Genomic DNA, 23660 nt, shown 5'->3' with positions numbered 1-23660 from the left:
CGGTCGGTGCAGCCCACCCCCGAGGCGACACTGGTCAGACGAATCCGGCCGTCAGGTGCGGTCGAGCAGGCGCCCCAGTGCGGCGTCCAACCGGTCGAGCCGGTCCGCGATCCAGGGCAGCGCCACCGGATCGGCCGCGGTGAGCGCCTTGTCCCGCTGCTCGCCCTCGCCGTACAGCATGCTGGTCGCGACCCGCAGGCTCAGCCGTTCGTCCGGGTCGCCGAACGCCGCGCCGGGCAGGGTCGCCACGTCGAAGGAGTCCAGCAGCAGGGTCGCGAGCCCGCTGCCGGTGCGGACCGACCACCGCTCGGCGAGCTGGCCGGCGTACGCGGAGAAGTCCGGGTAGAGGTAGAACGCCGCGCTCGGCGGGTGCACGGACGCGCCGGCCGCGGCGAACCGGTCGGCCACCGCGAGGGCCACCCTGGCGTGCAGCGACCGGCTGGTGGCGATGCGTTCGGTGAGCTGTTCCGGCTCCTCGAACGCCCAGGCGGCGGCGTGCTGCACCGGGTTCGCCGGGCCGGACCACACCTCGCTGGCGACCGCGGCGACCTCGGCTCCGAGCCGGTCGCCGAGCGGGCCCTCCGGCATCCGCGCGACGCCGATCCGCCAGCCGCCGAGGGCGAGGTTCTTGCTCAGGCCGGTGGTGACGACGGTGCGTTCTGGTGCCAGCTCGGCCGGGCTGAGGAACTCGCGCACCGGGTCGTGCACGAGGTCGCGGTAGATCTCGTCGGACACGATCAGCAGGTCGTGCCGGCGGGCAACGTCGGCGACGGCGCGGATCGTCCCGCTGCCCGCGAGCGTCCCCGTCGGGTTGTCGGGCAGAGTGAGCACGACCAGCCCGATCGGGCGGCCGGCGTCCCTCGCGGTGGCGGCGGCCGCGTCGAGCAGGTCGGGGTCGGGCACGCCGCCCTGCCCGTCGGGGGTCGGCACGTGGTGCACCTCGCGGTCGAGGAGCTGGGCCTGTGCGGCGTAGCTCACCCAGCTCGGCCGGGGCAGCGCGACCCCGCCGGCGCTCGCCTGCAGTACGGCGTACAGCAGCGGCTTGCTGCCGGGACCCGCGACCACCTGCGCGGCCGTCGTCGGCAGGCACCGCCGACGCCAGTAGCCCGCGGCGGCCTCGCGCAGTGCTGGGACGCCGGCGACCGGCCCGTAACTGCCGGACGCTCCGGCAGCCGCGGCCGTGCTCAGCGCCGCCACCAGGTCGGGGTGCACGGGAAGTCCCGCCTCGCCGAACCCGAGGGGCAGGACGGGCCGCCCGGCGGCCAGGCGTTCCGCCGTGAGCTGGTTGATGGCGAGCGTCGCCGAGACTGCCATGGGCGTCACTTCATCACACGTATCGCTCGTGCAGCGCGGCCAGGTCGATGCGGCCCGCGAGGTCGTCGGCGACGGCGAGGTTGGCGCGTACGACGTCCGGGTCCCGCATCCCCACCAGCGCCACGTCGACGTGCGGGTTCGACAGCACGAACTGCACCAGCGCGCTGGAGTAGTCGAAGGTGTCGGCGGGATTCACCATCGCCAGCCAGCGCTGGAACGTCCCCGAGGTGGTGGTGCGCATGGTGACCCTGCCGAGCCCGTGCCGGCGGGCCTCGAGCAGGCTGCCGAACGGCCGGGTGGGGTCGTACGGATGCTGGAAGAGCAGGTTGTAACAGATCTGCACGGTGTCGAACCGGCCGCTGCGGATCAGCCGGTACACCGAGTCGTTGTTGTCCTCGGTGGTGAAGCCGACATGCCTGGTCAAGCCCTCAGCCTTGACGGAATGTAACTGTTCGGCTACGCCGCCGGGAGCGAGGATGGCGTCGGTCTGCTCGGTGGTGAACGAGTCGCCGTGGATCTGCAGCAGGTCGACGTACGGCCGGGCGAGGCGTTCCAGGCTGGCCTCCAGTGAGGTACGCACGTTCACTCCGTACGGCACCTTCGTGGCCACGAACAACGGGCGGCCGCCGCTGGAGTCCACCCCGCGCAGCGCCTGCCCGAGCACCCGCTCGCTCGCGCCGCCGCCGTAACCGGGCGCGGTGTCGTAGTAGTTGATGCCGCCCTCCAGCGCCACCTCGATCGCCGCGAACATCGCCGCCCGGTCGTGCGCGTCGTCGGGGTCGAACCGCCCGAGGTAGTTCGTCAGGCCGAGGGTCGCCCCGCCGAACCCGATCCGGCTGACCCTCGCACCGGTGCCGCCGAGTGTGGTGTACTCCATCGCCGCCTCGCTCCCGTTCGTCCGTTCGTGATCATGTGCCATTCTGGTCGCCGACGACAGGGAGGAACCCGGTGCGAGTCCGGGGCGGTCCCGCCACTGTCACCAGGAAGCGACCTCTCCATGCAGGGGCCACTGCCGCGCGAGCGGTGGGAAGGCCGGAGCGGAAGCCACGATCTGGGAGCCAGGACACTCCGTTCGTCGGTACGACCATCCAGGGCGCGGACTCCTGTGGAAGGACTACTCGTGGCTGCCGTGAATTCTGCCGACTCTGTCGGCCCCGACAACTCCGACGGCTCGGTGCTGGGCCGAACCCTGCGCGCCGTCCGTCCACCGGACGCCGACGCGGTGGCCAGGGCCCGCGCCCGGCACGACGCGCTGGCCAAGCCGCGCGGCGCGCTCGGAGCCCTCGAGGACCTCGGCGCGCAACTCGCCGGCATCGCCGGGACCTGCCCGCCGCCCCTTCCCGAACCGGCCGGGCTGGCCGTCTTCGCCGGTGACCACGGCGTCCACCGGCAGGGCGTCTCGCCGTGGCCGCAGGAGATCACCGCCGCGATGGTGTCGACGTTCCTGTGCGGCGGCGCGGTCGTCAACGCGCTCGCCCGGCAGGCGGGCGCCCGGGTGCAGGTGGTCGACGTCGGGGTCGCGGCCGATCTCCCGCCGGCGCCCGGACTGCTGGACCGCAAGGTACGCCCGGGCACCGACGACCTCAGCGAGCGTCCGGCGATGAGCCGGGCCGAGGCGGTGGCGGCGGTCGAGGTCGGCATCGAGGTCGCCACCGACCTGGTGGCCGGCGGCTGCCGGTGCCTGCTGACCGGCGACATGGGCATCGCCAACACCACTCCCGCGGCGGCGCTGATCGCGGCGTTGACCGGAGGTACGCCGGAGCAGGTGACCGGACGCGGAACCGGGATCGACGACGCCACCTGGGCAACGAAGGTCGCCGTCGTCGGCCGGGCGCTCGACCTGCACCGGCCCGACCCGGCCGACCCGCTCGGCGTCCTCGCCGCGCTCGGCGGCCTCGAGCACGCCGCAACGGCAGGCTTCCTGCTGGGTGCGGCCGCCGCCCGGGTGCCGGTGGTGCTGGACGGCATCGCCGCCGGCGCCGCCGCCCTGGTCGCCCGGGCGCTCGCTCCCGACGCGGTGGGTGCGTTCGTCGCCGGCCACGTGTCCGCCGAGCCGGCGGCCCGGCGGGCGCTGGCGGCGCTGGGGTTGCGTCCCGTTCTCGACCTGGATCTGCGGCTCGGTGAGGGGTCCGGCGCGGTGCTGGCGCTGCCCGTCGTCCGGGCCGCCGCCGCCGTCCTGACCGAGGTCGCCACCCTGGAGGAGGTGGCCGCGGGCCCGGCCACGGACGGGCGGGGCGGCCCGCGGCCACGGCGGATCCTGGTGTTGGGCGGCGCGCGCTCGGGCAAGTCCACGACCGCCGAACGGCTGGCCGGGCAGGCCGCGAAGGTCGGTCCGGCTGGGGAGTCCTTGCCGGTCACCTACCTGGCCACCGGACCGCGGCCCACCGCCGACGACCCGGAGTGGGCCGAGCGGGTACGCACTCATCGTGAGCGCCGTCCACCGGGCTGGACCACGGTGGAGACCTCCGACCTGGTGGCCCATCTGAAGGCCGACGACCCCGAGCGTACGAAGCCGTTGCTGATCGACTGCCTGTCCACCTGGCTCACCCAGATGATGGACCAGACGGGCTGTTTCGGCACCGAGCACCTCTCCCCCGGCACGACTCGTACTCAGGACCCGGCCGCCGCGCTGGCGGCGGAGGTGGACGCGCTGGTCGAGGCCTGGGGGTCGACGAACCGTACGGTCGTCGCGGTCAGCAACGAGGTCGGCGGCGGCGTCGTACCGGCCACCACCTCCGGCCGGCTCTTCCGGGACGAGCTCGGCGTGCTGAACGCCCGGATCGCCGCCGCGTCGGACGAGGTGTGGCTGCTCACCGCCGGCATCCCGCAGCGACTGCGGTGAGCAGCGCGACGAGTGCCGCTCCGGGCGAGAAGGCGGCGAGAGGTCGCGGCCTGGTCCTGGCGGTGACGATGTTCACCGCCGTACCCGTTCCGGACCGCTGGGCCAGTACGCCCGTCGATCGCGACACGGCCCGCCGGGCGGTGTGCTGGCTGCCGTTCGTCGGCGCCCTCCTCGGCGCGGTCGCCGGGCTGCCCCTGCTCGCCGCCACCGCGCTTGTGCCTGACGCCACCGGCGCGCTGCTGGGCGCCGCGCTCGCCGTCGCCACGCTGGCGCTGACCACCCGCGGCCTGCACCTGGACGGACTGGCCGACACCGTGGACGGACTGGGGAGTTCCGCGCCGGCCGAGCGCGCGCTGGCGATCATGCGGCAGCCGGACATCGGGCCCTTCGGGGTGGTGACCGTCGTACTCCTGCTGCTGGTGAAGGTGGCCGCCCTGGCGGCTCTGGCGAACCACGCTCCGGTGGCCGCCCTGCTCGCGCTCGCCGCGGCCGAGTGCGCGGGCCGGCTGGGCGTGGTGTGGGCGACCGGCGCGGGTGTGGCGTCCGCCCGGCCCGGCGGGTTCGGGGCGCTGGTGGCCGGTACGACGACCCGGCCCGCCCACCTGCTGCTGACCTCGGCCGCCGCCGCCCTCAGCCTCGCTCCGCTCGGGTGGGACGAGCCCCGGCTCGCCGGGCAGCTGCTGCTCGTCCTGGCCGTCGGGCTCGGCGCCGCCGTCGCCTGGCGCCGGCACGTCGTCCGCCGGGTCGGCGGGGTGACCGGGGACGTGTTCGGTTCGGTCGTGGAACTCGGCGCGGTCGCGGGTCTGCTGGCCGCCGTACTCCTGCGCTGAGGCGGGACACCACCGACCCTTCCGCAATCCTCAGGCCCAGGCCCTCCGCCGCCGTACGCACGACCACACCGGGAGCCCGACATGCCAGCCAGCACCTCCTTCGCCCCGGTCCGGCTGCGGCCCAGGAGCACCCTGGTCCTGGCGCTGGCCTCCGCGGTCGGCCTGGTTGGTTTCGGCTGGCCGTTCCTGGTGGTGACGCCCGCGGGGACCGGCGCGAGCCACGGCCAGGACGCGGCGTACCTGTTCGTGGCGCTGCTGCCACTGCTGCTCGGCCTGGTCTGGGCCGAACTCGGCGGCGGAGGCATGGACGTCAAGGCGGTGGCGATGCTCGGGGTGCTCGCCGCCGCGGGCGCCGGGCTGCAGACGCTCAGCCCGGGCACCGGCGGGTTCGACCCGGCGTTCTTCCTGCTGGTCGTGGCCGGGCGGGTGTTCGGGCCGGGCTTCGGCTTCGCGCTCGGCGTGGTGTCCATGCTCGCCACCGCCCTGCTCACCGGCGGCGCCGGGCCGTGGCTGCCGTTCCAGATGATCGGCCTGGCCTGGGTGGGGCTGTTCGCCGGCTGCCTGCCGGCCGCCTCCGGCTGGGCCGAGCGCGGACTGCTCGCGGCGTACGCCGGGCTGAGCGGCTTCGGTTACGGCGCCCTGCTCAACCTGTGGTTCTGGCCGGCCGCGGCGTACCTGCCCGACGGGGCGGCGTACGCGCCGGGCGCCGCTCTCGGGACCAACCTGCACCACTACGCCGTCTTCTACGCCACCACCTCCCTCGGCTGGGACACCGCGCGGGCCCTGCTGGGTGGGGTGCTGGTCCTGGCCGCCGGGCGTCCGGTGCTGGCGACCCTGCGCCGGGCCGGGCGGCGGGCCGCCTTCACCGGCGGACTCGACAGCGGGACCGAACCCGGCTGACCGTGCGGGTCTACCGCGCTGACAGTGATCTGTGCGGGCTCTCTCAGCGACCGGGGTCATCCTCGACGAGGCCGGGGTGGACGGCGGCGGGCCGTGCTGTGCCAACGCTCGGGAATCATCTCGACGGGCGGTCCGGGACCACCTGGATTGCCGTGGGCGGTACGGACCGGCACCGGTTCGCGCCCGCCGCCGATCCCGCCGGCACCGGCCCGGCCTCCGCCCGGCGCCGGCCCGAGACCCACCACCCGATCCGCCGCCCGACCCGCTCCCCGACCCCAGGAAGGCCCGCGTGCTCATCCGTCTCCTGCGCGCGCACCTGCGCCCCTACACCAGGCCCATCGCCCTGGTCGTGGTGCTGCAGCTCGTGCAGACCCTCGCCACCTTGTACCTACCCAGCCTGAACGCCGACATCATCGACAACGGCGTGGTCAAGGGCGACACCGGCTACATCATGTCCACCGGTGGCGTCATGCTCGCGGTGACCCTGGTGCAGATCATCTGTGCCGCGGGCGCGGTCTACTTCGGTGCGCGCACGGCGATGGCGCTCGGCCGCGACGTGCGGGCCGCGATCTTCGACCGGGTGCAGGAGTTCTCCGTCCGCGAGGTCGGGCAGTTCGGGGCACCGTCGCTGATCACCCGGACGACCAACGACGTCCAGCAGGTGCAGATGCTGGTCCTGATGACGCTCACCCTGATGGTGTCCGCACCGATCATGTGCGTGGGCGGGGTGCTGCTGGCGCTGAACCAGGACGTTCCGCTGTCGGCGCTGCTGCTGGTGGTCGTGCCGGTGCTGATCCTCGCGGTGAGCGCGATCATCCGGCGGATGCACCCGCTGTTCCGCCAGATGCAAGAACGCATTGACACCGTGAACCGCGTCATGCGCGAGCAGATCACCGGCATCCGGGTGATCCGGGCGTTCGTGCGCGACTCCCACGAGCAGGAGCGGTTCGCCGGTGCCAACAACTCGCTGATGGACGTCTCCCTCGGTGTCGGCCGGCTGATGGCGTGCATGTTCCCGATCGTCATGGTCGTGATGAACCTCTCCAGCGTGGCCGTCATGTGGTTCGGCGCGCACCGGATCGACAGCGGCTCGATGCAGATCGGCGCGCTGACCGCGTTCCTCAGCTACCTGATGCAGATCCTCATGTCGGTGATGATGGCGACGTTCATGTTCGTCATGGTGCCGCGGGCGTCGGTGTGCGCCGAGCGGATCAGCGAGGTGCTGGACACCGAGACCAGCGTGCGACCGGCCGCCTCGCCGGTACGCCAGTTGCACGGGCACGGCCAGCTCGACCTGCGGGGCGTGGACTTCCGCTACCCCGGTGCCGAGGCGCTCGTGCTCGCCGGCGTCGACCTGACCGCCCGCCCGGGCCAGACCACCGCCATCATCGGGAGTACCGGCGCGGGCAAGACCACCTTGCTCAACCTGATACCCCGGCTGTTCGACGCCGACGGCGGCCAGGTGCTCGTCGACGGCGTGGACGTCCGCGAGCTCGACCCGGCGCTGCTGTCGCGCACCGTCGGCCTCGTGCCGCAGAAGCCGTACCTCTTCTCCGGCACCGTCGCGTCCAACCTCCGCTACGGAAACCCCGACGCGACCGACGAGGAGCTGTGGAACGCCCTGGACATCGCCCAGGCGCGCGACTTCGTGGAGGCGATGGAGGGTCAGCTCGAGGCGCCCATCGGACAGGGCGGCAGCAACGTGTCCGGCGGGCAGCGGCAGCGGCTGGCGATCGCCCGGCTGCTGGTGGCCCGCCCGGAGGTCTACCTCTTCGACGACTCGTTCTCCGCTCTCGACTACGCCACCGACGCCGCCCTGCGGGCCGCGCTGCACCGCGAGATCGGTGACGCCACGATCGTCATCGTGGCCCAGCGGGTCTCCACGATCCGCGACGCCGACCGGATCGTCGTGCTCGACGAGGGCCGCGTCGTCGGAACCGGCACCCACACCGAGCTGATGGACACCAACCAGACCTACCGGGAGATCGTGCTCTCCCAGCTCACCGAGCAGGAGGCCGCATGAGCACGCAGGTGAAGCCGGCCAGCCCGCCCAAGCGCGGGATGGGACCGGACCGTCGCCACGGCCCGATGATGGGCGGCGGGATGTCCACCGAGAAGGCGATGAACTTCCGCGGCTCGAGCAAGCGGCTGGTCGCCATGATGCGTCCCGAGCGCCCGGTGGTCGTCGGCGTCCTCGTCCTCGGCGCGATCAGCGTCGGGCTGTCGGTGCTCGGGCCGAAGATCCTCGGCCACGCCACCAACCTGATCTTCGCCGGCGTGGTGGGGCGCCAGCTTCCGGCCGGGATCACCAAGGAGCAGGCGATCGAGGGGCTGCGCTCACGCGGGCAGGGCGACGTCGCCGACCTGCTCCGCACGGTGGACGTCGTACCCGGACAGGGCATCGACTTCCACGCGGTCGGCATGGTGCTGATGGCAGCGCTCGGGATCTTCGTGGTGGCGTCGTTGTTCGCCCTTGTCCAGGGCAGGTTGACAGCGGTGGTCGTACAGAAGCTGGCGTTCCGGCTGCGCGAGCAGGCCGAGACCAAGCTCGCCCGGCTGCCGCTCGGCTACTTCGACCGGCAACCGCGCGGTGAGGTCCTGTCCCGTACGACGAACGACATCGACAACATCGCCCAGACCCTGCAGCAGGCGCTGAGCCAGATCGTCACCTCGGTGCTCACCATCATCGGTGTGCTGGTGATGATGATCTGGATCTCGCCGCTCCTCGCGGTCATCGCGCTGGTGACCGTGCCGGTGTCGGTGCTCGTGGTCGCGCTGATCGGCAAGCGCGCCCAGCCGCAGTTCATCAAGCAGTGGGCGACCACGGGAACGCTGAACGCCCACATAGAGGAGATGTACACCGGCCACGCACTGGTGAAGGTGTTCGGCCGGCAGCGGGAGGCCGCGCAGACCTTCGCCGAGCAGAACGAGGCGTTGTTCACCTCCAGCTTCCGGGCGCAGTTCATCTCCGGGCTGATCCAGCCGGCGATGTTCTTCATCGGCAACCTCAACTACGTGCTGGTCGCCGTGATCGGCGGGCTGCGGGTGGCGTCCGGGACACTGTCGCTGGGCGACGTGCAGGCGTTCATCCAGTACTCCCGGCAGTTCAGCCAGCCGATCACGCAGGTCGCCTCGATGGCCAACCTGCTGCAGTCCGGCGTCGCCTCGGCCGAGCGCGTCTTCGACCTGCTCGACGCCGAGGAGCAGCAGGCCGACCCGTCCCCGTCGCGGCGGCCACAGCAGGTGACCGGCAAGGTGGCGTTCGAGCACGTGTCCTTCCGGTACGACCCGGACAAGCCGCTGATCGAGGACCTGTCCCTGGTGGTCGAGCCCGGCCACACGGTGGCCATCGTCGGCCCGACCGGCGCGGGCAAGACGACGCTGGTCAACCTCCTCATGCGCTTCTACGAGGTGACCGGCGGGCGGATCACCCTCGACGGGGTGGACGTCACCGAGATGTCGCGGGACGACCTGCGCGCCCGGATCGGCATGGTGCTGCAGGACACCTGGCTGTTCGGCGGCACGATCGCCGACAACATCGCCTACGGCGCCGGCGACGTGCCGCGGGAGCGGATCGTGGCGGCGGCGCAGGCCACGCACGCCGACCGGTTCATCCGGACCCTGCCGGACGGCTACGACACCGTGATGGACGAGGAGGGCGGCAACGTCAGTGCCGGTGAGAAGCAGCTGATCACCATCGCCCGCGCATTCCTCACCGAGCCGTCGATCCTGGTGCTGGACGAGGCGACGTCGTCGGTGGACACCCGGACCGAGGTGCTCATCCAGCACGCGATGACCTCGCTGCGGGCCGGGCGTACCAGCTTCGTCATCGCCCACCGGCTGTCCACCATCCGCGACGCCGACGTGATCCTGGTGATGGAGAACGGCCGGATCGTCGAGCAGGGCAACCACGAGAAGCTGCTGGCCGCCGGCGGCGCGTACGCCCGGCTGTACGCCGCGCAGTTCGCCCAGGCGGTGGCCGAGGTCGACTGACCGGCGCACAGCGAGCTGAGGAAGGGCGGCCGGACCGGAGAGGTCCGGCCGCCCCTGTTTTACAGGGGTTTCGCGCTTGCCGTGCTCTGTCAGCCGAGCCTACGCAGGTACGCCGCGGTCTCCTCGTTGCCGCCGTGCTCGGCCCAGCCGAGCGGCGTCGCGTCGAAGGAGGCGTCGCGCAGCCCGTGATCCGCGCCCTGCTCCACCAGGAACCGCACGAGCGGAAGGTTTCCCGCGTGGGCGGCCTCGTGCAGCGCGGTGCGCCGCAGCGGCGGGCCGAGCACACCGCCGCGTACGCCGGTGTTCACGTCGAAGCCCTGCTCCAGCACGAGCCGCATGGCCTCCACGCTGCCGGTACGGGCCACCAGGACGCCCGCGTCCGGGAACTGTTCCCGCACGTGCGCGGGCAAGCCGGGGTTGACAGCGGTGAGCCGTTCGACCCCGGCCCGGTCACCGGCCACGCACGCGCCCACGAACTCCTGCACCGCGTCCACCCGGCCGCGGTCGGCGCCGGCGTCGAGGAGCATCCGGGCGATCTCGCGTTCGCCCGCCAGGGTGGCCAACTGCAACGCGGTGAGCTCGCCGTAGTTCGGGTGGTAGCCCCGGCCGTCGGCCGCGACACCGTGGTCGAGCAGCAACCTGACCCGGGCGGTCATCCCGTGGTCGGCGGCCCACCGAAGCTGTTCCTCGACCATCGCGGTCGTCGACGGATAGGTGTGGCCCAGCCGGCGTCGCCACGGGCTCTCGTGCTCGCGGCCCAGCCCGAACTCGAACAGCACCTCCAGGTGGTCGTTCGCGGGGGTGAACTGCCTGTTGTACAGGGCCTGGTTGTCGTTCGGGTCCGCGCCCGCCCGCAGCAGCAACCGGGCCAGGTCGACCGCCCGCGGGTGCGGTGGCTGGTCCTGCTCGCCACCGCCGAACGCGCCGGTGAGCGCGGTGAACGCCGACGTCATTCCCTGCCACAGGCGGCCGGAGTCGGGGTCGGCACCGGCCGCCAGCAGCACTTCCGCCGCCTCGACCGGTTCGCCCGTCTCCAGCCGCGAGTACGTCAGGTACATGAGCGGCGGCCAGCCGTACGGACCGCCGGACTGATCGACCTGGGAACGATCCCACTCCAACGCATCACGGAGTCCGGCCGCGTCACCGGCCGCCGCCATCGTGTGCAGGGAGAACCTCGCGACCTCCGGGTGGGCACGCAGAAGGTCCCGCGCCCGGGCCGGCCGGTGCCGGGTGTCCCGGGTGTAGTTCAGGCAGGCGAGGTCGAGGAACCGGTCGGCGAGCGCCGGCAGGTCCCGGCCGTCGGAGGAGCCGGCGCCCTCGGCACCGTCGTCGGTGTCGTCCACCGGACGCGGCCAGTACGAGTACTCCGCCACCACGTCGAGGTGCGCCCGGAGCCGTTGCCAGCTGGGGAATCCGTAGCTGCGGGCGACGACGAGCTGGGCGTCGCTGAGGGAACATCCACCGGTGAGGTCACGGCGGGGGTCGAACTCACCGAACACCGCGAGCGCCTCGGCGTCACCCGCCCGGGTGCCGCGCTGCAGCGACCTGGCCTGGTTCCTGAGATGCTCGAGGCTGGGATTGTCGGGGAGCGGACGAGTCGGCACGGCGGCCTCCTTCTCTCACGCCCGATGTCCGCATGATCAGGCCGAAAAGGAGGAACCTCGGCTGAAAGACCAACTCAGGTGGGCTGTGCCCTTCCCGCGGACCGGATGCGCCCCGACGCGCGCCAACACCGTACACACGGGCGGCTCCCCCGCGCCAGTCCCCCGGACCGGGACCACGAGACGATGACCCCATGACCCCGACCACGCCGACGACGCCGACGGCCCGGATCACGACCTTCGGCCATGGCACCGCCACCGCCGAGGCGACCGTCGACCTGCTGCGCGGCGCCGGGATCTCCACGGTGGTGGACGTCCGGACCGCGCCGGGCAGCCGCCGCCACCCGCAGTTCTCCCGGTCCGAGCTCCAACGCTGGTTGCCCGAACACGGGATCGCCTACCGGTGGGAGCGCCGGCTCGGCGGCTTCCGCAAGGTGGCGCCGGACTCGCCGGACTCGGCATGGCGGAACGACTCCTTCCGGGGGTACGCCGGGCACATGCGCACGGCCGAGTTCCTGGCCGGAATCGACGACCTGCTCGCCGGCGTCCAGGCGAACTCCGCGGACGCCCGGGGCAGCCCCGATGCCACGGACAGCGCAGGGGCCACGGCGATCATGTGCAGCGAGAGCCTGTGGTGGCGGTGCCACCGGCGGATGATCGCCGACTTCCTCCAGTTGGTGCGCGGCGTGGAGGTGCGGCACCTGTTCCCGGACGGCTCGGTGGCCGCGCACCAGCCAGGCCCGGGCGTGCGGCAGCGTTCGGACGGGCTGCTCGTCTACGACGGCGGGCAGGCCAGCGTGTTCGACGATCCGGAGTAGCGGGTGCCGCAAAAATCTTCGGTGCTTCCCCGTCCGGTTGGCGGCCTTCACCCCGGATGCACCACCGGACGAGTCCGGACATCGAGGCTTCCGGCGCCCTCCAGGTTTTTGTCACCTGTCATCAGTGATCGCCGCTGTTCGGGCCTTGTGTGCAACGGAAAACGGCCCGCCTACGACTCGGCGTACGACTAGCGTCACCAGTCGTGAGCACACAGTTGCCGTTGCGAGCCAGGCTCGCGGCCCGCGCCACCCGTGGCGTGGCGGCCATCTCCCGGGCGGCCGGGCGTGGTGACGGATCGGTCATCGGCGGCCGCGTCGGACTCGGCATCGACCCCCGCCTTCTCCATCGGCTCGCGGCCGGCCGGCAGGTCGCGGTGGTGTCCGGCACCAACGGGAAGACCACCACCACCCGGCTCACCGCGGCGGCCGTCGGCGTACTTGGACCCGTGGCCAGCAACCCGTTCGGTGCCAACCTGCCGAACGGCCACGTGTCCGCGCTCGCCCTGGCGCCGGACACGAAGTACGCCGTGCTGGAGGTGGACGAGCACTACCTCCCGCACGTCTGCGACGGCGCCCGGCCCCAGGTGCTGGCGATGCTCAACCTGACCCGGGACCAACTCGACCGGGCCATGGAAGTGGCGATGATCGCCCGGCTGTGGCGGGACACGGTGAGCGGTCGTCACCTGCACGTCGTGGCCAACGTCGACGACCCGATGGTGGTGTGGGCGGCGAGCACGGCCGAGGAGGTCAGCTGGGTGGCCGCCGGTCAACGCTGGCACGACGACTCCGCGGTCTGCCCCGAGTGCGGCAGCGCCATCGAACGCGTCCCGCACGCCGACGGTGTGGCGATCCACTGGCGCTGCACCGGATGCGCGCTGGCCCGGCCTCAGGCGCAATGGACGCTTGACGACCAGGCCGTGGTCGACCCGGACGGGAACCGCCACGACGTCAAGCTGAGCTTGCCCGGGCAGGTGAACCTGGCGAACGCGGCGATGGCACTGGCGGTCGCGTCGCGGATCGGCGTACGCCCGAACGACGCGCTGCCCCGGTTGGCGGAGGTCACCTCGGTCGCCGGGCGCTACGCGATCGTCGAGCGGGACGGCAAGGCCATCCGGCTGCTGCTGGCGAAGAACCCGGCCGGCTGGCTGGAGGCGTTCGACATGGCCGAGCAGGCGCCGACACTGCTGTGCATCAACGCCCGCGACCCCGACGGGCTGGACACCTCCTGGCTGTTCGACGTGGACTTCGCGCCACTGCGCGGGCGCAGGGTGCTGATCAGTGGCGACCGCGCGTACGACCTGGGTGTCCGGCTGGCCGTGAACGGCGTCGACTTCACCCACGTCCGCTCCTTCACCGACGCGCTGGCGACGATGCCGGACGGGCGTGCGGAGGTGATCGCGAACTACACCGCCTTCCAGCAGATCAGAGCGGAGCTGAATCGTGTCGACTGACAGCGCACTGCGCATCGTGTGGGTGTATCCCGATCTGCTGTCGACCTACGGCGACCGGGGCAACCTGCTGATCCTCGCCCAGCGGGCCCGGCTGCGCGGGATTCCCGTGCAGACGGAGGAGATCCGTACCGACGAAGCGATCCCGACCGACGCCGACGTCTACCTGCTCGCCGGCGGGGAGGACGCGCCGCAGACGCTGGCCGCCGAACGCATGCTCGCCGACGGCGGTCTGCGGCGGGCGGTCGAGCACGGGGCGATCGTCTTCGCGGTGTGCGCGGGCTACCAGCTGGTGGGTTCGTCGTTCGCCGCGCGCGGACGGCAGTACGCCGGGCTGGACCTGTACGACCTGAGCTCGGACCGCGGCCCGAGCCGCGCCGTCGGCGAGCTCGCAGGTCCGGTCGACCCGGCCCTGGCCCTGCCGCTGCTCACCGGCTTCGAGAACCACGGCGGGCGTACCCACCTCGGTCCGGGTGTGCGCCCGCTGGCCACCGTCTCGGTCGGGGTCGGCAACGACGGCCACACCGAGGGCGCCTGGACGAAGGGCTTCGTGGGGACCTACGCGCACGGACCGGCGCTGTCCCGCAACCCCGCGCTCGCCGACCTGGTGCTGCGGTGGGCGACCGGTCGGGACTCCCTGGAGCCACTGGACGACAGCTGGCACGACAAACTGCGCAACGAACGCCTGGCCGCCCTCGCCGCACGGGGCAAGGCCGTCCGCCACACCGCCTGACCGGGTCGACCGTCAGTCCCGGCCGGCGGTCAGTGTCCGGGTGAGCTGGTGGGAGCGGCGTAGCCGGCCGTCGTCGGTGAACTCACCGAACAGGGCGATCTCGGTGTCGACGGTGTTTCCGCGCACCACTGCGTGGAACGTGAGTCTGGCAGCGATCCGGTTGCCGCGGCGCACGGCCTCGTGCACGTGGAAGGAGAAGTCGCCGAGGTTTCGGTGTACCGGTCGCAGGTGGGCGACCAGCCTGTCCCGGTCCCATCGGTTCCCGTCCACGATCTCGACGACATCCTCGGTGTGGTAGCGATCGTGCACCGTCTCGACGTCCTCGCCCCCGAGCAGGTCGCGGGTGAACGCGGTGAAGAACTCGGCGACGAACTGCTCGGGACCAACGCGCGCCGGGTCGGGCGGACCGAACGACTCGGAGGACCCGAGCGACTCGGGCGGCCCCTGCTCGTCGGGATTCGTACGTACGGTCATCTCTGCTTCCGCCTTCCCTGATTGAGCTCTCGCGATCGCGAGCCGACTCGCAGGATCGTCGTCGCGGTTCAACTCTTACAGCAGTGTCGGACGTGATCGCGGCGGCGGCCGGTGTGACCCGGCAGACGGTCTACGCGCACTACCCCTCGCGGGAGGTTCTCCTGGCCGCCGTCGTCGACCGGATCAGTACGGAGGCACTCGCCGCCATCGACGCGGTCAGGCTGGACGAGGGTCCGGCGGTGGACGCGCTGCTGCGCCTGGTCGAGACGAGCTGGCAGACGTTCGAGCGATATCCACTGCTCCTGCGGATCGCACCCGGCGACCTGGACCCGGGTGCGGGCCAGGAACGGCACCAGCCGTTCGTCGACCGGCTGCTGCGACTGGTCCGGCGCGGGCAGCGGACCGGCGAGATCGACCGCGGTCTGCGCCCGCACTGGCTGGTCACGGCGGTGATCGCACTGGGGCACGCAGCCGGTGAGGAGGTCCGGACCGGACGCATGTCGGCGCGGGCCGCCACCGCAGCACTGCGGGTCAGCCTGGTCCGTCTCCTGGGCGTGCAGGGGGCCGACGCAGCGGCGGCTCCCCGCATGCGGCGCGGCGGGAAAGGTCCCGCCCGAGGTCACAGCCCGCGCTGACGCAGCCAGCGCAGGCACGCGAGGCCCTGCGCTCGCTGGAATGACCGCACCGTCGGGATCCCGGGCGGGGGTGGCTGCAGCGACCTCGACACGAAGTAGCCCGCCAACCCCGCGATCACGGCGGTGACCGCATCCTTGTCGGCCGTGCGGGCCAGCGGGTGGCCGGCCAGCAGTTCCTCGGGTTCGCCCGCGCCCTGCATGGCCATGCTGGGCAGCATCAGCACCAGGTCCACCCAGGCGGCGCCGACCGTCGCGGCCGGCCAGTCGACGAAGTACACGCGTTCGCCGGTGAGGAGAACGTTGTCGGCACGAATGTCTCCGTGCAGGAGCGTGTCACCCTGGGCGGCCGCCTGCCAGCGCGTCTCCCACGCGGCCAGGTCGGCGAGGCGTTCGGCGGCCCAGGGGTCGACCTCGGCCAGCCGCGGATCGGGCCGGTCGAGCAGGCAGCGCCAGCCGGAGAAGTCCTCGTCCAGAACGTCGATCGCGGGTAGGTCCAACCCGGGCGGTGCCGGAGTCATCGCGGCGGCGAGGTCGGCCAGGGCAGCGAGTACGCGATCCCGCTCGGCCGGGACCCACGGCAGGGTGGGCGGATCACCGGCCAGCGCCTCGAACACCAGCACCACCCAGTCGCCGTCGTCGTGCGACCACAACAGCTTCGGGACGGGGGCGGACGCGGGAAGCCGGCCCGAGATCGCGGCCTCGCGGCGGTGCATGCTCGGCGAGACCGGGTTCAGCGCCGAGCTGACCGCTTTGGCGAACACCTGCCGCCCGTCGGCGAGCCGGAGCACCGAGGCCAGCCCGGGCGAGAACCCGCCCTCCTTGCTGGCCGCCGCGACGACCGGACTCTCCAGCCGGGACTCGATCTCGGCGCGGAGCGGGCCCGGAACGTCCCGCCACAGCAGCCGGTTGCCGCCACGTCCGTGCAACGTGTCGACGTGCGGCTCGTCCTGCCGGGCGGACGGCTCCCGATCTGTCATCCCCCGATACTGGCAGCGGCCGAACTCAGCACGCGAGCGGTTAACGAGCCGGCTCAGCCAGCGAGGAGAGGAGCTCGGGCAATCTGCCGAGCACGCGGGCACCGGCGAGCGGGTCGGCGTAGTCGCGGCTGTGCACGATCAGTCCGTCGCGGATGGTCATGACCATCACGTACTTCAGGCGGAAGGGTTCTTCCGTCTCGACGGTGACGCCCTCGAGTTCGTACTCGACGACGACCGTCTCGGGGTCCTCGGTCTGGTGGATCCGCACGTTGTCCAGACGGGTGTACCGGCGCGAGGACGCCCCGGCGGTGAATCGCTCGCGAAGCTGTTCGCGGGTCACCTCCGTACGAGCCGGGTAGAGCACCTCGGGTGCGAACGGCATCTCGATCACGACCGTCGGCGCGTAGAAGTCCGCCAGGTCTCCCATCCGTCCGCTGACAGTCGTCTCGAGAAACTGTTCGACCGTCCCGCGTGCGCTGACCGGGTTGTCGCTGTCCATGTTCACTCCTCCACGTCACGTCCACGCCTCACGCGGCGCCCGCACCGGGTGTGCACCGGGTCTGCACGCCGGGCGTGGATAGAATCGGAGACCGATCTCCGGTTGTCCCGGAACCTTAACGGAGACAACTCTCCGTTTGCAACGGTCGCGGCGGCCGGATCGGCGACACAGAGGAGTACGTATGCGGCAACCAGGTGTCCGCGCCGACGCCCGGCGCAACCGGGCACGCCTGGTCGAGGTGGCGGCGCAGGCATTCGCCACCGGCGGACTGAGCGTTCCGATGGACGAGATCGCCCGGCGGGCCGGGGTCGGTCCGGGCACGCTCTACCGGCACTTCCCGACCAGGGATGCGTTGTTCGAGGCGGTGGTGCAGGAACGGCTCGAACGCCTGGTCGACGCCGCCCGCGCCCGGCTGGACGCCGAACACCCCGGGGAGGCGTTGTTCGAGTTCGTCGACCTGATGGTGACCGAGGCCGCTCCGAAGAAGGACCTCGTGGACGCCCTGACCGGAGCCGGTGTCGATGTGCGCGCCCGGCTGGGCGCGACCGCCGCCGAACTCCGTACCCAACTCGACCTGCTGCTTGCCCGGGCCCAGCGCGCCCGCGACGTGCGCGCCGACGTCACCGCGGCCGACCTCCTGGCACTCCTCGCCGGGATCCTGCACTCCCAGCACGCCTCCGGTGACCACACCCCCGCGGACCCGGCCCGCGCGCTCACGGTCGTCCGGGACGGGTTGCGAACCCGCCGGCCGCGCACGTAGCCGCTGCGAGCCTGGGTGGCGGCGCTACTCGGCGCGGCCGGCCCAGGTGCCGCGGACGTGACCGAGGTGCCGGTGCATCAGTACCCGCACGGCCTCGCCGTCGCCGGCTTCCAGTAAATCCAGCAGGGCGAGGTGTTCGCGGGCCGAGGCCTCCAGCACACCGCGTTCGGCCAGGTTTTCCAGACCGAACAGTCGGGTGCGTTCCCGTAGGTCGGCCACGGTGTCCACCAGGGTTGCGTTCCCGGCCAGCCGCAACAGGTCGATGTGGAACCGCCGGTCCGCATCGACGTAGCCGATCAGGTCACCGGCCCGGGCGGCGTCCACGATCGCCTGCGCGAGCGATCGGAGTTCGGTGTACACCTCGGCCGGAACCTTGCCCGCGAGCCCGGCCGTGGTCGGCACCTCGATCAGCCGGCGGAGTTCGGTGATGTCGTCCAGCTCGGCCTCGGACACCTCGGTGACCCGAAACCCCTTGTTTCGTACGACTTCCACCAGGCCGGTCCGGGCCAGGTCGAGCATCGCCTCCCGTACCGGCGTCGCGGACACCCCGAACCGCGCGGCCAGCGCGGGCGCGGAGTAGACCACGCCCGGGCGCATCTGGCCGGACACCAGCGCGGCGCGAAGGGCAGCGGACACCTCGTCGCGCAGGCTGCGAAACCCCCGCAGGGACGGGAGTTCCGGCGCGTTCGTGTCGGTCCCGTTCATCTTGGTTCCGTTCACCGCGCTCACAGCGAGAACCCGTGCGGGAACGGATCCTCCGGATCGAGGAAGTACTGCGCGGTGCCGGTGAGCCAGGCCCGCCCGGTCACCGTCGGCACCACGGCGGGCAGGCCGCCGACGGTCGTCTCCGCCAGCAGCCGGCCGACGAAGGTCGTGCCGATGAAGGACTCGTTGACGAAGTCGCGGCCGAGCTCGAGGTGCCCGCGGGCGTGCAGTTGCGCCATCCGCGCACACGTCCCGGTCCCGCAGGGCGAACGATCGAACCAGCCCGGATGGATCGCCATCGCGTGCCGGGAGCGGTGGGCGTTCGAGCCGGGCGCGGCGAGGTAGACGTGGTGACAGCCGGCGATGTCGGGGTTCTCCGGATGGCTCGGCGGTGCGGTCTCGTTGATCGCCGCCATGATCGCCAGCCCGGCGTCAAGGAGCGCTTGCTTGTTCGAGCGGTCGAAGGTGAGCCCGACGCGTTCGGTCTGCACGATGGCGTAGAAGTTGCCGCCGTACGCCAGGTCGTAGGGCACCTCCCCCAGGCCCGGCACCTTGACCGACAGGTCCAGCCCGGCGGCGAACGCGGGGACGTTCCGCAACGTCACACCGCGGGCCACCCCGTCGGCCACCGCGACCTCGGCCACCACCAGTCCGGCCGGGGTGTCAAGCCGAACCTGCGTCACCGGCTCCGCCACCGGGACCATGCCGGTCTCCACCAGGACGGTGGCCACCCCGATGGTTCCGTGCCCGCACATGGGCAGGCAGCCGGACACCTCGATGAAGAGTACGCCGAAGTCAGCGTCGGGGCGCGTGGGCGGCTGCAGGATCGCCCCGCTCATCGCGCTGTGCCCGCGGGGCTCGTACATCAGCAACGTCCGCAGGTGGTCCAGGTGCTCGACGAAGTGCTGCCGGCGTTCGAACATCGTCGCGCCCGGGATCACACCCACGCCGCCGGTGATCACGCGGGTCGGCATCCCCTCGGTGTGGGAGTCGACGGCGTGGAAGAGGTGGCGGGTCCTCATCGTCGCGCCTCACCAGCCGGCGCGATGTCGAACGCCGCCACCACCTGCTCGGTCGCGGCCCGCACGACCGCCTCGTGCTCGGCCGTCAGCGCCAGCCGCGGATGCCGGCACGGACCGCCGTACCGGCCCGCGATGTCCATGGACAGCTTGATCGCCTGCACGAACTCGACCTTGGAATCCCAGCGCAGCAGGGGATGCAGCGTGCGGTACAGCGGTAGTGCGGTGGCCAGGTCACCGGCCCGCGCGGCGTCGTACATCCGCACACACTCGCGGGGGAAGGCGTTCGGGAAACCCGCGATCCAGCCGACCGCACCGGCGACGGCGAGCTCGAGCGCCACGTCGTCGGCGCCGATGATCAGGTCGAGGTCGGGTGCGAGCTCGGCGATCTGGTAGGCCCGCCGCACGTCGCCGCTGAACTCCTTGACGGCGACGATGTGGCCCTCACCGTGCAGCCGCGCAAGGAGTTCGGGGGTGAGGTCGACCCTGGTGTCGTAGGGGTTGTTGTACGCCACGACCGGCAGGCCCACCTTGGCGACCTCGGCGAAGTGCGCGAGCACGATCCGGTCGTCCGCGCGGTAGGCGTTCGGCGGCAGGCACAGCACGGCAGGTGCCCCGGCCTCCGCGGCGTCCTCGGCCCAGCGCCGGGCGGCCTGCGCGCTGTAGGCCGACACGCCGGGCACCACGGCCGCGTCGGGCACCGCCTTGAGCGCGGTACGCAGGACCGCTGAGCGTTCCTCGTCGGTGAGCGAGGCGTACTCCCCCAGCGAGCCGTTCGGGATCACCCCGGCGCAGCCGTTGTCGACCAGCCAGCGCACGTGCTCGGCATACCGGTCGTCGTCGACGGTGAGGTCGTCCTGGTACGGCAGCGCGGTCGCCACGAGCACGCCGTGCCAGGGCTCACTGGGCGGGTCGGCCTGGATCGCGGGCGTGGTCGCGGGCTGGGTCTGCGTCGTCATCGGGCTGTTCCTCCGGGGGTTTCGTCGCTGGACACGGAGTCCTCGGCAGGCGTGGAGTCGTCGGGTACGGCTTCGGGCGCGCTTCGTGGGTCGGCGAGGGAGGCGAGAACGCCGAGCGGCACCGGCTGGGCGACCGGCCGGCGGGCTAGCGCCGCGACGTCGCCGACGCCCGGTGGCGAACCCGTCAGCCGGCCGACCAACGCCGCGGTGGGCACGGCACACGTGCGGCCCTGGCACCAGCCCATCCCGGCCCGGGTGAGCAGCTTCGCCGAGCGAGGATCGACGACACCGAGGTGGCGGACCGCCGCCCGGACCGCGCCGACCGGAACCTCCTCGCACCGGCACAGCACCGTCTCGTCGGGCACGTCGTCCAACCAGGCCGACGGCATCGGATGTACGGCGTCGAGCACGTCGGCGAAGGCGCGCAACCTGTCCTTGCGCCGCAGCAACCGCGCCTTGCGCTGCTCCTCGACCGGCCGCCCTGACGCGGCCGCCACCGCGAGCGCCGCGAGTTCCCCCTCCACCAGGGCCAGGGCCGCGCCACCGACGCCTGTCGTCTCACCGGCGGAGTAGAGGCCGGCGCACGTCGTCCGCTGGTCGGCGTCCACCGCGACCGCGGGCGTGCCGCACGTGCCCGTCCCGACCTCGCAGCCGACCTCGACCAACAGGTCGAGTTGCGGGGTGAAGCCGTACCCGACCGCGAGCGTGTCGCACTCGACGCGGCGTTCGCTGCCGGCGACCGGGCGGCGCTCCGTGTCCAGTCGCGCGACCGTGACGCCGGCGAGCCGTTCCTCCCCGTGCGCGGCGACCACCGCGTGGCCGGTGCGGTACGGGACCCGGTGCCGGGCCAGGTCGCGGGCGTACCCCGCGGCCTCGGCGAACCGGGCCGGTTGTCCCGCCAGCGTCCGCGCGTGGCGCAGGTAGACGCGCGCCCGGCTCGCCTCGTACACCCCGGCGACTTCCACGCCGGCCCGCGCCAGCCCGCTGGCCACCGGCAACAGGAACGGCCCGCTGCCCGCGACCACCACCCGACCTGCAGGGCCGCCGAGCGCCACACCACTCCCCTTGAGCAGAGCCTGGGCGCCACCGGCCGCGACGACACCAGGCAGATCCCAACCAGGAAAGGGGATCTGACGGTCGTACGCGCCGGTGGCCACGACCACCGCGGGCGCGACCACCCGCGAGGGGCTGGGCTCGGGTCCCTCCGCCACCGCGTGCACCGTCCACACCGGGTCGGCAGGCCGCGCGGCCGCGGGCGCGGGGATCGCCGGGGGCGTGCGTTCCAGTGTCCACACCTGGTGGCGGGGGCGGTAGTCGATCCGCCCGGCGACCACGTGCCGGTCCAGGTCGACGCGCAGCGTGCGAAAGCGCGGGCTCGCGGCCGCGCCCGAGGCACCCTGCGCGGAGTGCCGGTAGTACTGCCCGCCGGGCCGCTCCCCGGCGTCGAGCAGGACGACGGACAGCCCGTGCTCGGCCATCGCGTTCGCGGCCGTGAGACCGGCCGGGCCCGCGCCGACGACCACGGCGTCGCACCTGGTGGGCGGCGCCGATCCGGTCCGGCTCGCCGACTCGCCCGCCGGCTCGGCGACGTCGGGGCTCACCGGCCCGGTGGTCACCACGTCACCCGGACGGGCGGGTTCCAGGCAGGCGCGCACCCGGCGCCCGTTCGCGGTGACCAGGCAGTCGAAGCAAACCCCGATGCCACAGAAGATCCCGCGCTGCCGGCCCTCGCGGGTGGTACGCCACGACGTCCGGCCGGCCGCGATCAGCGTCGCCGCGATGGTCTGCCCGTGGTCGAACGCCACCGGCTGCCCGTCCACGACCAGCTGCCCGGACCGCGCCCGCGGCGCCGGCGCACCGTTGTCATCGGTCATGCGCGTACCTCCCCCGGCTGTTCTTCGTACTCCACCACGTCTCCGGGCGGAACGGCGTCGAACCGGTCCGCACGGAACGGCCCGAGGCCGACCGCGGGTTCGGTCCCGGTGAGAGCCGCCGCGACCAGCGACCCGGTGACCGGCGCCAGGCCCACGCCCGCACCCTCGTGCCCGCAGGCGTGGAACAAACCCTCCACGCGCGGGTCCGGTCCGATGACCGGCAGATGGTCGGGCAGGTAGGGCCGGAAGCCGCGGTACGCGCGGATGACCGAAACCCTGTCCAGGAAAGGGAAAAGCCGCATCGCCTGGGCGGCGAGCCGGGACAGGACCGGCACCGACAGGGCACGGTCGAAGCCGACCCGCTCGCGGCTGGCGCCGATCAGGATCGTGCCCCCGCGAGTTCCCTCGACCACGGTGGACGTCTCCAGACCGGCCGAACTGCTGGCGACATTGGCCACGTAGTCGGCGTCGTAGACCTTGTGCCGGATCAGCGGCGGCAGTGGCTCGGTGACCAGGATGAACCCGCGGCGCGGCTGGATCGGCAGCGGCACCCCAGCGAGGGACGCGACCTCGCCGCTCCACGTTCCGGCGGCGTTGACGACCGCTCCGGCGGCCAGTCGCCCGGCTGTGGTGACGATCCCGGTGACCCGGCCGTCCGCACCCTGGTCGATGCCGGTGACGCGGACGCCGGTGTGCACCCGGGCGGCGTGCTCTCGGGCGCGCCGCAGCAGACACGCGGCCGCGAGCATCGGCTGCACCTGGGCGTCCTGCGGGTAGTGGACGCCGCCGGCGAGGCCGGGTGCGAGGTGGGGTTCGAGCTCGGCCAGGCCCGCGCCGTCCACCTGCTCGGCGAGGACACCGCGCGAACGCTGCGCGTCGGCCAGTTTCGTCAACGCCACAAGGCCGTCCGGCGTCTCGGCCACGACCACCCCGCCCTTGGGATCGTACTCGACGTCGGCCGGTGCGAGGTCCTCGGCGAGCTCGTGCCACAACCGCAGCGACGTCAGCGCGAGGTCGAGTTCGGGCCCGGGCTCCTTGTCCGAGACCAGCAGGTTGCCCTCACCCGACCCGGTGGTGCCGCCCGCGATCGTGCCGGCGTCGACGACCACGACGTCCAGCCCCGCCCGCGCGGCGTAGTAGGCACAGGCAGCGCCCACCACACCGGCACCGACGATCACCACGTCGGCGGGCGGTCCGAGATCAGGCACCGCAGTACCATGTCACATCACAGTGCCCGCCCACCCCGGCGCAGGTCGGGGTGGCAGGAACCGGCCGCGCT

At 72.6% G+C, this 23660-nt stretch carries 21 protein-coding genes and 1 riboswitch; of the genes, 10 read left to right on the top strand and 11 right to left on the bottom strand.

Annotated features, from left to right (window positions below; genetic code table 11):
- Nucleotides 1-51: 51 nt before the first annotated feature.
- Together ABZV93_RS01235 and ABZV93_RS01230 are read right to left on the bottom strand one after the other, a co-directional pair.
- On the bottom strand, nucleotides 52-1314 hold the full coding sequence (locus tag ABZV93_RS01235) for a pyridoxal phosphate-dependent aminotransferase (RefSeq protein WP_354928413.1): 1263 nt from the start codon (nucleotides 1312-1314) through the stop codon (nucleotides 52-54).
- A 13-nt stretch (nucleotides 1315-1327) separates the two neighbouring features.
- A complete protein-coding gene (locus ABZV93_RS01230; RefSeq protein ID WP_354928410.1) occupies nucleotides 1328-2191 on the bottom strand; it encodes an aldo/keto reductase in 864 nt (287 codons plus the stop codon).
- Nucleotides 2192-2208: 17 nt separating this feature from the next.
- A riboswitch (cobalamin riboswitch) is annotated at nucleotides 2209-2404 on the top strand.
- A 30-nt stretch (nucleotides 2405-2434) separates the two neighbouring features.
- On the opposite strand from ABZV93_RS01230, the gene cobT reads away from it, so the two are divergent.
- The 5 genes from cobT to ABZV93_RS01205 all read left to right on the top strand — a co-directional run bounded on the left by cobT (nucleotide 2435) and on the right by ABZV93_RS01205 (nucleotide 9879).
- Nucleotides 2435-4156, top strand: coding sequence for a nicotinate-nucleotide--dimethylbenzimidazole phosphoribosyltransferase (cobT, locus tag ABZV93_RS01225; protein WP_354928407.1), 1722 nt, complete (start codon nucleotides 2435-2437; stop codon nucleotides 4154-4156).
- A complete protein-coding gene (locus ABZV93_RS01220; protein WP_354928404.1) occupies nucleotides 4153-4986 on the top strand; it encodes an adenosylcobinamide-GDP ribazoletransferase in 834 nt (277 codons plus the stop codon). Before cobT ends, ABZV93_RS01220 begins: the two co-directional genes overlap by 4 nt.
- An 81-nt stretch (nucleotides 4987-5067) precedes the next feature.
- On the top strand, nucleotides 5068-5886 hold the full coding sequence (locus tag ABZV93_RS01215; RefSeq protein ID WP_354928401.1) for an ECF transporter S component: 819 nt from the start codon (nucleotides 5068-5070) through the stop codon (nucleotides 5884-5886).
- A 289-nt stretch (nucleotides 5887-6175) separates the two neighbouring features.
- Complete coding sequence (locus ABZV93_RS01210; protein ID WP_354928398.1) at nucleotides 6176-7909, top strand: ABC transporter ATP-binding protein; 1734 nt, start codon at nucleotides 6176-6178, stop codon at nucleotides 7907-7909.
- Nucleotides 7910-7974: 65 nt separating this feature from the next.
- The gene (locus tag ABZV93_RS01205; RefSeq protein ID WP_354929710.1) at nucleotides 7975-9879 is read left to right on the top strand and encodes an ABC transporter ATP-binding protein; all 1905 of its coding nucleotides are present in this window, start codon (nucleotides 7975-7977) and stop codon (nucleotides 9877-9879) included.
- Between the two features lie 89 nt (nucleotides 9880-9968).
- Here ABZV93_RS01205 and ABZV93_RS01200 read toward each other — a convergent pair whose 3' ends face one another.
- Nucleotides 9969-11483, bottom strand: a complete 1515-nt coding sequence (locus ABZV93_RS01200) for an ankyrin repeat domain-containing protein (RefSeq protein ID WP_354928395.1) — start codon at nucleotides 11481-11483, stop codon at nucleotides 9969-9971.
- Nucleotides 11484-11674: 191 nt separating this feature from the next.
- On the opposite strand from ABZV93_RS01200, the gene ABZV93_RS01195 reads away from it, so the two are divergent.
- The 3 genes from ABZV93_RS01195 (at nucleotide 11675) to ABZV93_RS01185 (ending at nucleotide 14479) form a co-directional block, all read left to right on the top strand.
- Nucleotides 11675-12298, top strand: coding sequence for a DUF488 domain-containing protein (locus tag ABZV93_RS01195; protein ID WP_354928392.1), 624 nt, complete (start codon nucleotides 11675-11677; stop codon nucleotides 12296-12298).
- Nucleotides 12299-12501: 203 nt separating this feature from the next.
- On the top strand, nucleotides 12502-13749 hold the full coding sequence (locus ABZV93_RS01190; protein ID WP_354928389.1) for a MurT ligase domain-containing protein: 1248 nt from the start codon (nucleotides 12502-12504) through the stop codon (nucleotides 13747-13749).
- Entirely contained in the window at nucleotides 13739-14479 is a 741-nt protein-coding gene (locus tag ABZV93_RS01185) for a glutamine amidotransferase (protein ID WP_354928386.1), read from the top strand. The genes ABZV93_RS01190 and ABZV93_RS01185 overlap by 11 nt, the downstream gene beginning before the upstream one ends.
- A 12-nt stretch (nucleotides 14480-14491) precedes the next feature.
- On the opposite strand, the gene ABZV93_RS01180 is transcribed toward ABZV93_RS01185, so the two are convergent.
- A complete protein-coding gene (locus ABZV93_RS01180; protein WP_354928383.1) occupies nucleotides 14492-14953 on the bottom strand; it encodes a nuclear transport factor 2 family protein in 462 nt (153 codons plus the stop codon).
- An 83-nt stretch (nucleotides 14954-15036) separates the two neighbouring features.
- Here ABZV93_RS01180 and ABZV93_RS01175 point away from each other — a divergent pair, with 83 nt between their 5' ends.
- Entirely contained in the window at nucleotides 15037-15588 is a 552-nt protein-coding gene (locus tag ABZV93_RS01175) for a TetR/AcrR family transcriptional regulator (protein ID WP_354928380.1), read from the top strand.
- Here ABZV93_RS01175 and ABZV93_RS01170 read toward each other — a convergent pair.
- Nucleotides 15573-16565 carry a phosphotransferase gene (locus ABZV93_RS01170; protein WP_354928377.1) on the bottom strand — a complete coding sequence of 331 codons (993 nt, stop codon included), beginning with the start codon at nucleotides 16563-16565 and terminating at the stop codon, nucleotides 15573-15575. The two genes, ABZV93_RS01175 and ABZV93_RS01170, sit on opposite strands and share 16 nt — an antisense overlap.
- A gap of 40 nt (nucleotides 16566-16605) precedes the next feature.
- Nucleotides 16606-17064 carry a nuclear transport factor 2 family protein gene (locus ABZV93_RS01165; protein WP_354928374.1) on the bottom strand — a complete coding sequence of 153 codons (459 nt, stop codon included), beginning with the start codon at nucleotides 17062-17064 and terminating at the stop codon, nucleotides 16606-16608.
- A 181-nt stretch (nucleotides 17065-17245) separates the two neighbouring features.
- On the opposite strand from ABZV93_RS01165, the gene ABZV93_RS01160 reads away from it, so the two are divergent.
- A complete protein-coding gene (locus ABZV93_RS01160; RefSeq protein WP_354928371.1) occupies nucleotides 17246-17824 on the top strand; it encodes a helix-turn-helix domain-containing protein in 579 nt (192 codons plus the stop codon).
- A 24-nt stretch (nucleotides 17825-17848) separates the two neighbouring features.
- On the opposite strand, the gene ABZV93_RS01155 is transcribed toward ABZV93_RS01160, so the two are convergent.
- The 5 genes from ABZV93_RS01155 to ABZV93_RS01135 are packed head-to-tail and all read right to left on the bottom strand — an operon-like array spanning nucleotide 17849 to nucleotide 23589.
- Nucleotides 17849-18529, bottom strand: a complete 681-nt coding sequence (locus ABZV93_RS01155; RefSeq protein ID WP_354928368.1) for a GntR family transcriptional regulator — start codon at nucleotides 18527-18529, stop codon at nucleotides 17849-17851.
- 20 nt (nucleotides 18530-18549) lie between these two features.
- A complete protein-coding gene (locus ABZV93_RS01150; RefSeq protein WP_354928365.1) occupies nucleotides 18550-19551 on the bottom strand; it encodes a proline racemase family protein in 1002 nt (333 codons plus the stop codon).
- Entirely contained in the window at nucleotides 19548-20507 is a 960-nt protein-coding gene (locus ABZV93_RS01145; protein WP_354928362.1) for a dihydrodipicolinate synthase family protein, read from the bottom strand. Before ABZV93_RS01145 ends, ABZV93_RS01150 begins: the two co-directional genes overlap by 4 nt.
- A complete protein-coding gene (locus tag ABZV93_RS01140; RefSeq protein ID WP_354928359.1) occupies nucleotides 20504-22381 on the bottom strand; it encodes an FAD-dependent oxidoreductase in 1878 nt (625 codons plus the stop codon). Before ABZV93_RS01140 ends, ABZV93_RS01145 begins: the two co-directional genes overlap by 4 nt.
- The gene (locus ABZV93_RS01135) at nucleotides 22378-23589 is read right to left on the bottom strand and encodes an FAD-dependent oxidoreductase (protein WP_354928356.1); all 1212 of its coding nucleotides are present in this window, start codon (nucleotides 23587-23589) and stop codon (nucleotides 22378-22380) included. The genes ABZV93_RS01140 and ABZV93_RS01135 overlap by 4 nt, the downstream gene beginning before the upstream one ends.
- Between the last annotated feature and the right edge of the window lie 71 nt (nucleotides 23590-23660).

Origin of the sequence: Actinopolymorpha sp. NPDC004070, assembly GCF_040610475.1 — a bacterium.
In the GTDB taxonomy this organism is placed as follows: domain Bacteria; phylum Actinomycetota; class Actinomycetes; order Propionibacteriales; family Actinopolymorphaceae; genus Actinopolymorpha.
This window is presented reverse-complemented; position numbering and strand designations above follow the sequence as displayed.